7 protein-coding genes and 1 pseudogene are annotated in these 8,542 nt (G+C 69.8%); 3 read left to right on the top strand and 5 right to left on the bottom strand.

Annotated elements, in window-relative coordinates:
* Nucleotides 1–9: 9 nt before the first annotated feature.
* Nucleotides 10–1,368, bottom strand: coding sequence for a D-amino acid dehydrogenase (locus tag AC27KI_RS15480; protein WP_487114602.1), 1,359 nt, complete (start codon nt 1,366–1,368; stop codon nt 10–12).
* Between the two features lie 88 nt (nt 1,369–1,456).
* Between AC27KI_RS15480 and AC27KI_RS15475 the strand changes: the two genes are divergently transcribed.
* Together AC27KI_RS15475 and AC27KI_RS15470 are read left to right on the top strand one after the other, a co-directional pair.
* Nucleotides 1,457–2,368 carry a LysR family transcriptional regulator ArgP gene (locus AC27KI_RS15475; protein ID WP_272566141.1) on the top strand — a complete coding sequence of 304 codons (912 nt, stop codon included), beginning with the start codon at nt 1,457–1,459 and terminating at the stop codon, nt 2,366–2,368.
* Nucleotides 2,369–2,421: 53 nt separating this feature from the next.
* Complete coding sequence (locus AC27KI_RS15470; RefSeq protein ID WP_487114600.1) at nt 2,422–3,090, top strand: TetR/AcrR family transcriptional regulator; 669 nt, start codon at nt 2,422–2,424, stop codon at nt 3,088–3,090.
* On the opposite strand, the gene AC27KI_RS15465 is transcribed toward AC27KI_RS15470, so the two are convergent.
* The 3 genes and pseudogenes from AC27KI_RS15465 to AC27KI_RS15455 form a co-directional block, all read right to left on the bottom strand.
* A complete protein-coding gene (locus AC27KI_RS15465; protein WP_272566139.1) occupies nt 3,038–3,460 on the bottom strand; it encodes a universal stress protein in 423 nt (140 codons plus the stop codon). The two genes, AC27KI_RS15470 and AC27KI_RS15465, sit on opposite strands and share 53 nt — an antisense overlap.
* A 125-nt stretch (nt 3,461–3,585) precedes the next feature.
* Nucleotides 3,586–4,431: a metallophosphoesterase gene (locus AC27KI_RS15460; protein WP_487089263.1), complete on the bottom strand. Its 846-nt coding sequence runs from the start codon at nt 4,429–4,431 to the stop codon at nt 3,586–3,588.
* Between the two features lie 33 nt (nt 4,432–4,464).
* A pseudogene (locus AC27KI_RS15455) lies at nt 4,465–5,432 on the bottom strand (LysR family transcriptional regulator).
* A 126-nt stretch (nt 5,433–5,558) separates the two neighbouring features.
* Between AC27KI_RS15455 and AC27KI_RS15450 the strand changes: the two are divergent.
* A complete protein-coding gene (locus AC27KI_RS15450; protein WP_272566134.1) occupies nt 5,559–5,999 on the top strand; it encodes a hypothetical protein in 441 nt (146 codons plus the stop codon).
* A 68-nt stretch (nt 6,000–6,067) separates the two neighbouring features.
* Here AC27KI_RS15450 and AC27KI_RS15445 read toward each other — a convergent pair.
* Nucleotides 6,068–8,542 (bottom strand): efflux RND transporter permease subunit (locus AC27KI_RS15445; RefSeq protein WP_487114598.1); only part of this gene is annotated, 2,475 nt, incomplete at its 5' end.

The raw sequence follows: 8,542 nt of genomic DNA, 5'->3' as shown, positions 1-8,542 counted from the left end.
CGCCCCCGGTCAGGCCGCCCCGGTCAGGCCCGCGATCGGGGCGGACGCGGCGGCACCCGCGGCCACGCCCTGGCCCAGGAAGCCGAAGGCCATGGCCGGCCGCTCGCCGCTGATCAGCTCGGCCACCGCCTTGCCGGAACCCGCGCCGTGTGTCCAGCCCAGCGTGCCGTGGCCCGCGTTGACCCACAGCTTGCCCACGCGCGTGCGGCCGATGAACGGAATGTTGGTGGGCGTGGCCGGGCGCAGGCCGGTCCAGTACTGCGGGTTGCCGCCTTCCTCGGGCGTGCGGGTGTCGCACACGCCGGGCAGGATGGCCTCGATGCGGCGCGACAGCATGTGGCAGCGCGCCCGCGCCAGGGGGCTGTCCAGCGACAGGTCGTAGCCGCCCAGCTCGATGGTGCCGGCCACGCGCAGCACGTTGCCCAGGCGGCTCATGGCGATCTTCTTGCCGTCGTCGATGGTCGAGACCAGCGGCGCGCCCTCGGGCTTGAGCAGCGGGAAGGTCGCGCTGTAGCCCTTGCCGGGGTAGATCGGCAGGTCCACGCCCACCGTGCGCAGCAGCGGGGCGCTGTAGGTGCCGCAGGCGACGACGATCGCATCGGCGGTGAGGTTCTGGTCTTTCTGGCCTCCAGCGCTGGTGCTGCGTGCGCGGACGGCTACGGATTCGATAGCGCCACCGGCCTGGTTCAGGCGCACCACGTCGTGGCCGTAGAGGAACTGCACGCCGCGCTCGGCGCAGCGGCGCGCGAGCTCCTGCGTGAACAGGCGGGCGTCGCCGCTTTCGTCGGTGCTGGTGTAGGTGCCGCCGGTGATGTGGTCGCCGTAGGCTCGGAAGGCCGGCTCGATCTGCAGCAGCTCGTCGCGGCTGACCAGGCGGCGCTGCACGCCGTGCCGGCGCATCACCTCGACCGCATGGCCGGCGGCGTCGAACGATTTCTGGTCGGTGTAGAAGTGGGCGATGCCGCGCTCCAGCCGGTGGTATTCGATGCCGGTGGCGCGCACCACGTCCTTCAGGGCAGCATGGCTGTAGGCGCCCAGGGCCACGATCTGCTGCACGTTGCGCTCGAACGCCGCATCGTTGCACTGTGCGAGGAATTTCAGGCCCCAGCGCCACTGGTCCCAGTCGAGCTGCGGGCGAAACAGCAGCGGTGCTTCCTTGTCGAACATCCACTTGAGCGCCTTGAGCGGCGCATCGCGGTTGGCCCAGGGCTCGCAGTAGCTCACCGAGATCTGCCCCGCGTTGGCGAAGCTGGTCTCCAGCGCCGCGCCGAGCTGGCGGTCCACGACGGTGACTTCATGGCCGCGCTCGAGCAGATGCCAGGCGGTGCTGATGCCGATGATGCCGGCGCCCAAGACGATGGTTTTCATGGGCCGGAGTGTGGATCGCGTTGCGGCGAATTAAAAGCAAAATTAAACTTCATCCAAATTCATCAGAACCTCTAATGCACGCACGCCCATGAGCAGCTTCGATCCCGCCGCACTGGAATGCCTGGCCGCCATCGTGGAGGAGGGCGGCTTCGAGCGCGCCGCCCAGCGCCTGAACGTCACGCAGTCGGCCGTCTCGCAGCGGCTGCGCGCCCTGGAGGCGCAGGTGGGCTCGGTGCTCATCGTGCGCAGCCGGCCGCTCAAGCCCACCACCGCCGGCCAGCTGCTGCTCAAGCACACCAAGCAGCTGCGCCTGCTGCGCGCCGACCTGGAGCGCGACCTGCAGGAACTCGCCCCGAGCGCCCCCGGCGGCGCGCGCGAGGACGAGCGCATCTCGATTGCCATCAACGCCGACAGCATTGCCACCTGGGCGCTGGAGGCGCTGCACGATCTGGTGCGCCAGCGCCTGCCCGTCGAGATCATCGTGGACGACCAGGATTTCACGCAGGAGTGGCTGCGCTCGGGCCAGGTGCTGGGCTGCGTCACCACGCTCAAGCAGGCGCTGCGCGGCTGCAAGGTGGTGCCGCTCGGGGCCATGCACTACGTGGCGGTGGCCTCGCCGGCGCTGGCGGCGCGCTACCTGCCGCACGGGCTCACGCCGCACAACTTCCGCGACGTGCCGTTCCTGTCGTTCAACCGCAAGGACGACATGCAGGCCGAGTTCGTGATGCGCGCCTTCGGCCTCAAGCGCGTGGCGCTGCACCACCTGTTCGTGCCCAGCTCCGAAGGCCAGGTGCGTGCCGCCACCGCCGGCTGGGGCGCGGGCGTGGTGCCCGAGTTGCTGGTGCGCGGGGCGCTGGCCGACGGCAGCCTGGTGGACCTGGCGCCCGGCCATTCGCTGCCGATCCAGCTTTACTGGCACTGCTGGAACCTCGAATCGGAGGTGCTGGATGCGCTGTCCGAGGCGCTGACCCGCACCGCGGCCCGCATGCTGGCGGTGTAGGCCCCGGGCTGTCCCGGTACCGGGGGCCGCGGCCGGTCGCTAAGATGCGCCGCATGAACACGCCCCCGTCCCGCCCCTCCTTCAAGGCGCAAATGCACCAGGCACGGGAAGAGGCCATCGTGGCGGCTGCGGGCCGCCTGCTCGGCGAAAAGGGCTTCGAGGCCATGACGCTGGACGACGTGGCCGCCGAAGTGGGCGTGGCCAAGGCCAGCCTGTACAAGCACTTCGCCGGCAAGGACGACCTGTGCGCCGCCGCCATGGTGCATGCCGTGGACCGGCTGCAAGGGTTTTTGCAGGGCGTGCCGCCCGGCCAGTCCGCCATCGAGCGCCTGCAGGCGCTGCTGCGCTGGATGCTGTCGCTGCAGCTGACCGACGAGATGCCCCTGCTGCTGAGCCGTAATTCCGGCCTGGCCGGGCCGCTGCGCGACTGCGAGCGCTACCAGGCGTCGCTGCAGACCGCCAGCGCGCGGATCACCACCTGGATCGTGGAAGCCCAGGAGGCCGGCCAGCTGAACGCCCAATGGCCGCCCGACGTGGTGCTGTGGGCGCTGCTGGCCCGTTCGGCCGACCCGCTGCCGGCCATGCTGCGCGCCACCGGCCGGTACACCGATGCGCGCATCCTCGACTGGGCGGTGGAGACGTGCTTCGGCGGCCTGGCCGCGCAAGGGGTCAGCGCACCAGCAACACCGGCACCTGGCTGTTCGCCAGCACCTGGGTACTGACGGAGCCCATCACCAGCTTGCCGAGCGCGCCGTGGCCGTGCGAGCCCATCACGAGCAGGTCGAACTTCCCGGTGTCCGCCACCTTGCCGAGGGTTTCGCCGATGGGGCCGGTCTTCACGATCCGCTGGGCGACCACCCCGTGGCGGGCGAGGAACTTGACCACCGGGCCGATGATTTTCTCGGCCTCTTCGGCGTGGTACTTCTCGACGGTTTCCTTGCCCAGGGCCGCGCGGGCGCGGGGCGGCAGGGCGGGCTGCACGGTCACCACGGTGTAGTCGTGCGTGCCGGCCAGCAGTTCCTCGTGGGTGGCGAGGTAGGCGAGCATTTTCTTGGTGTACGGGCTGCCGTCGACGGCGAGGAGGATGTTCATGAAGACGTCTCCGAAAGAGAAGGGACCAGACTAATCTGCGCGTGCGCCTGTTGTCTTGACCTGCGTCATCTTTGTATGCCCTGCGCGGCGAAAGCGCCGGCGTGGAAGCCGGCACCTGCGAACGATCATACGGTGGCGGTGAAATGCGGCGAGAAGGTGTCCTGCTCGCCCTTGCGGGCATAGCCCAGCGGGTTGGCCACCACGCGGCAGCGCCAGGGCGTTCCATCGGCCCGCGCGCCCTGCACCGTGTAGTCGCTCGGCGAATGCAGGTGGCCGTGCATCCACAGCTGGGCATGGGGCAGCAGATCGTCCAGCGCATTGCAGAACCCCGCGGTGCCGGGAATCAGCCCGTAGCGCGGGTCGGCGCTTTTCAGGCTCGGGGCGAAGTGCGTCACGGCCACGGTGGGACCGTCGAACGGGCGCGCGAGCGCGTCGCGCAGCCAGGCTTGGCAGGCCAGGGACTGCTCGCGCATCGGCTCGGCCAGGAAGGGCTCGCCGCTGCGGGTGCCGCCGGTCTTGCGCAGGTAGAAGTTGGCGGCGCGAAAGGCCTTCTCGCGCTGGCGCAGGCGGCGCGCGAGGTCGGTGCTGCCTTCGTCCTCGGCCAGCGCGTCGAAGTCGCTCCAGAGGGTGGTGCCGACGAAGCGCACGCCCTCCAGCACCACGCTTTCGCGTTCCAGCCAGATCAGGCCCAGGCGGTCGCACACCTGGCGCAGGCGCTGCTGGGCGGCGTCGAAATCCTGCATGTCGTATTCATGGTTGCCGGGCACGAACAGCACGGGGGTCGGCCAGCCGGCGAACTGCGGCAGCGGGGAAAAGCGCGCCAGCCCGAAGTCGTCGTCGGCCAGCTGAGAGCCGGATTGGTAGGAGCCGATGTCGCCGGCCAGCACGAGCACGTCGGCGCCCGGGGCGGGGCTGGGGGCGAAGGCGGGGTGGGCTTCCAGGTGCAGATCGGACAGCAGTTGAATCTTCATGCGCCGATTGTGGAGGCTGGCGCGGTGCCGCCGTCAGGCCACGGGAGGGCGCCGGGCCGTGGGCAGGGCCGAGCGCGCCATCGCGCCCCGCAGCCAGCGGTGGGCCGCATCGTGCAGGCGGCGGCGGTGCCACAGCGCATCGACATGCACCGTGGGCAGCGGCATGGGCAGCGGGCGCCACACCAGTTCGCCGGCGATGCTGGCCACGCCCACGAAGTGGCGCGGCAGCACGGTGAGCAGGTCGGTGGTGGTCACCACGCGCCCAGCGGTGAAGAACTGGTTCACCGTGAGCACGATGCGCCGCTCGCGGCCCAGCGCGGTGAGCGCCTCGTCGATGAAGCCGTAGGGCTTGCCGGAAAAGCTCACCAGCAGGTGGCGCGCGCTGCAGTACAGATCGAGCGTCATCGGCACCTGGGCGAGCGGGTGGCCGTGGCGCATCACGCACACGTATTCGCCGTCGTACAGGCGCACGCTTTCGAAGGCCACCACGCTGTCGGTCTGGGCGCGCGCGGTCAGGTCGGCCATCACCGCGGGGAAGTAGCCCACGGCCATGTCGGCGGATTCGTCGTCCAGCATGCTGCGCGGGTCGCGCGTGGTGAGCGGCACCACGCGCACGGACACCCCGGGCGCCTCGCGCTCGATGATCTCCACCAGCGGCGGGATCAGTGTGGCGCCCGTGGCGTCGGCCATGGCCAGCACGAACGTGGAACTGGCGGTGGCAGGGTCGAAATCCCCCGGCGCCAGCGACTGTTGCAATTGCGCCAAGGCTGCCGCACCGGCGGCCACAGCGTGAGCGCCCGGGGCGTGGGCTGCACGCCCTGCCCGCTGCGCACCACCAGGTCGTCGCCCAGCACCTCGCGCAGGCGCCGCAGCGCGTTGCTCACGGCCGGCTGGGTGAGCGACAGCTTGTGCGCCGCACGGGTGAGGTTGCGCTCGGTCATCACCTCATCGAACACGCGCAGCAGGTTCAGGTCAAGCGAGCGGAAGTTGAGAGGCAGCATGTTGAACCATCACTTCAGTGAATGACTGAGATTCAAAATATAAAGTGGAACAGCCATGGGGTAAACCCTAAGATTCACCCATTCGCCCGGCAATTTCGCCAAAAGCGTCTGAAAAGGGTCCTCATCATGGCAAATTTTGTACACATCGAATACCGCACCGAACACCCCGGCGTGCAGCGCGCAGAGCGCTTCGCCGCTTCCCTGAAGGGCGCTGCTGCCAGCCTGGACGGCGCACGGGGCGCATCCTCCCTCCTGCTGGCCGCCGTCGTGGCCGCCGTGCTGGTGGTCGCCAACCAAGTGGTCGACACCCGCGCCGAAGGCCACATGCTGGCCGCCTGGATGGTCATGTGGGTGATCGCCTTCGCCGCGCTGGCCCTGCTGGCCGGTCCCGCCCGCCGCGCCAGCGCTGTGTTGCGCTCCGGCTACAAGGCCTGGGCCGAAGCCCGCCGCCGTGAAGCCGAAGACGAAAAGACCTGGAACGCCGCACTGTACGACGCCCGCATCATGGCCGACCTGAGCCGTGCCATGAATGGCATCGCGGTGGACAACATCCGCCGCTACTACTGAGATCGGCGGCCGGACCGGCCGCGAAGTCTCCCCATCAAGGGCGCCCCACCAGGCGCCCTTTTTCTTTTTCATGGCGCGCCGGGTACGGGCTCCCCACCCCCTGCCAGCCACCGCTGGCGCCAGCGCTCCAGGCCGTAATAGATGACAGGGGTGGTGTACAGCGTGAGCAACTGGCTGACCGCCAGCCCCCCCATGATGGCCAGGCCCAGCGGCCGGCGCAGCTCGGAGCCTTCGCCCGTGCCGAGCACCAGGGGCAGCGCGCCGAGCAGGCCTGCCAGATTGGTCATCAGGATCGGGCGCAGCCGCAGCGCCGCCGCACGGCGGATCGCCTGCTGCGGCGGCAACCCCTCGCGGCGCTGGGCGTCGAGCGCGAAGTCGATCATCAGGATGGCGTTCTTCATGACCACGCCGATGAGCAGAAACAGCCCCAGCAGCGCCATGAGGCTGAACGGGGTGTTGGTCAGCCACAACGCCAGCAGCGCGCCAACGCCCGCCGGCGGGACGGTGGAGAGGATCGTGAGCGGGTGCACCAGACTCTCGTACAGCACCCCCAGCACCAAGTACACGGCCAGCACCACGCCCAAGATGAGCCAGGGCTGCGAGCGCACCGCGCTGGACCGTGCCGCGTCTTCCCCGGACGGCGCCAGGTGCACCGAGGCGGGCAGCATCACGCGCGCCATCACGGCGTTGAGTGCACGCTGGCCCTGCTCCTGCGTCACGCCGGGGGCGAGGCTGTAGCCAATGTACATCGACGCGAACAGCGCGTCGTGCCACACCTGGTCCTCCGCCAGCCCGTAGCGCCACGTGGCAAAGGCCGTGAGCGGCACGCGCGATCCGTTCGGGGTGAGCACCTGCATCTGCGCCAGCGATTGCGGCTGCGAAGTGAAGCGCGGGTCCACCTCCATCACTACGCGGTACTGGTTGAGCCGGTCGTACAGCGTGGTCACCTGGCGCTGGGCGTAGGAGTTGTTCAGCACGGACGCCACGGCCTGCATGTCCACCCCCAGGCGCTGCGCGGCCTCGCGGTCGATGTCCACCACCACCTGCTGCGCGCCACCGTCGCTCACGGCCTGCACGTCGGTGAATTCCGGTGCCTCGCCCATGGCCAGCGACACCTTCCGGGCCCAGGTGCGCAGCGAGCGCACTTCGCCCGAGCGCAGGATGACCGCCGTATCGGCCTCGCCGAACGACACGCCGCCGATCTGGATGTCCTGCTCGATGCTGGGGCTCAGCACCCCGCCCGGCACGGCTGGCGCCTTCTCGCGAAGCCGGTTGACCACGGCTTGCGTCGGCTCGCCGCCACGCTCCGCCAGGGGTTTGAGGCTGACGATGAAAAAACTGTTGGCGATGCTGCCGCTGCCGCCGCTGGTGCCGGCCACGTGGGCCACGGCCGGGTCGGCCAGCAGCAGGCGGCGGTAGGCCTCGATCTTGGGCTGCATGACCTGGAACGAAAAGCCATCGTCGCCGCGGATGAAAGCGTGGACGATGCCGGTGTCCTGACGCGGCATCATGATCTTGGGCAGCGACTGGTAAAGCCACACGTTCACGCCCACCACGGCCAGGAAGGCGAGCAGCACCACGAAGCTGTGGCGCAGCGCCCAGCCCAGGCTGCGGTCGTAGCCGTGGCGCAGGTCGGCCAGCATCGCGGCGCTGGCGGCCCCCACGCGAGCGGTCCAGGCATGCCGCGCCTGTACCTGGCGTGCGCTGCGCTGCCCGCGCAGCCCATAGGCGCACAGCACAGGCGTGAGCGTCAGGGACACCACCAGCGAGATCACCACCGCCGCCGCCAGCGTGATGGAGAACTCGCGGAACAGCCGCTGCACCACGCCGCCCATGAACAGGATCGAGACGAAGACCACCACGAGGGCGAGGGTCATCGCCACCAGCGTGAAACCCACCTCGCCCGCGCCGCGCAGCGCGGCGCGCAACGGCGTCATGCCGCGTTCGATGTAGCGCTCCACGTTCTCCAGCACCACGATCGCGTCGTCCACCACCAGGCCGGCCGCCACGATGAGGGCCATGAGCGACAGGTTGTTGAGCGAAAAGCCCGCCAGGTACATCACCGTGAACGTGCCGATGAGCGACACCGGGATCGCCACGGTGGGAATGAGCGCCGTGCGCAGCCGCCCGAGAAAGGCCGCCACCACGGCCACCACCAGCGCCACCGACAGAGCGAGCGTGAGATGCGCCTCGCGCAGCGTGGCCCGGATGCCTTGCGAACGCTCGACGACGATGTCCAGCCGCGCGCTCGCAGGCACCAGTGTGCGCAGGTAGGGCAGCTGCGCACGGATCGCGTCCACGGTCGCCACCGTATTGGCGCCGGGCTGGCGCCGCACCTGCAGGATGACGGCATCGCGCTCGTTGTGAAAGCCGCTGCTGTAGCGGTTCTCGGTGGAGTCGGTCACCCGCGCCACGTCGGACAGGCGCACTGGCGCGTTCTCGGCCCAGCGCACCACGAGCGACGTGTAGTCGGCCGCGCGGGCCGGCGCGCCATCCAGCGCCAGGGGCCAGTGACGGGCGCCTTCTTCCACCGCGCCCAGGGG

This window comes from Acidovorax sp. KPB24-03 (genome assembly GCF_057546605.1).
This window is presented reverse-complemented; position numbering and strand designations above follow the sequence as displayed.

Coding starts and splice junctions, on each gene's coding strand:
- AC27KI_RS15480 (WP_487114602.1), bottom strand. CDS start 1,368: ATGAAAACCATCGTCTTGGGCGCCGGCATCATCGGCATCAGCACCGCC.
- AC27KI_RS15475 (WP_272566141.1), top strand. CDS start 1,457: ATGAGCAGCTTCGATCCCGCCGCACTGGAATGCCTGGCCGCCATCGTG.
- AC27KI_RS15470 (WP_487114600.1), top strand. CDS start 2,422: ATGAACACGCCCCCGTCCCGCCCCTCCTTCAAGGCGCAAATGCACCAG.
- AC27KI_RS15465 (WP_272566139.1), bottom strand. CDS start 3,460: ATGAACATCCTCCTCGCCGTCGACGGCAGCCCGTACACCAAGAAAATG.
- AC27KI_RS15460 (WP_487089263.1), bottom strand. CDS start 4,431: ATGAAGATTCAACTGCTGTCCGATCTGCACCTGGAAGCCCACCCCGCC.
- AC27KI_RS15450 (WP_272566134.1), top strand. CDS start 5,559: ATGGCAAATTTTGTACACATCGAATACCGCACCGAACACCCCGGCGTG.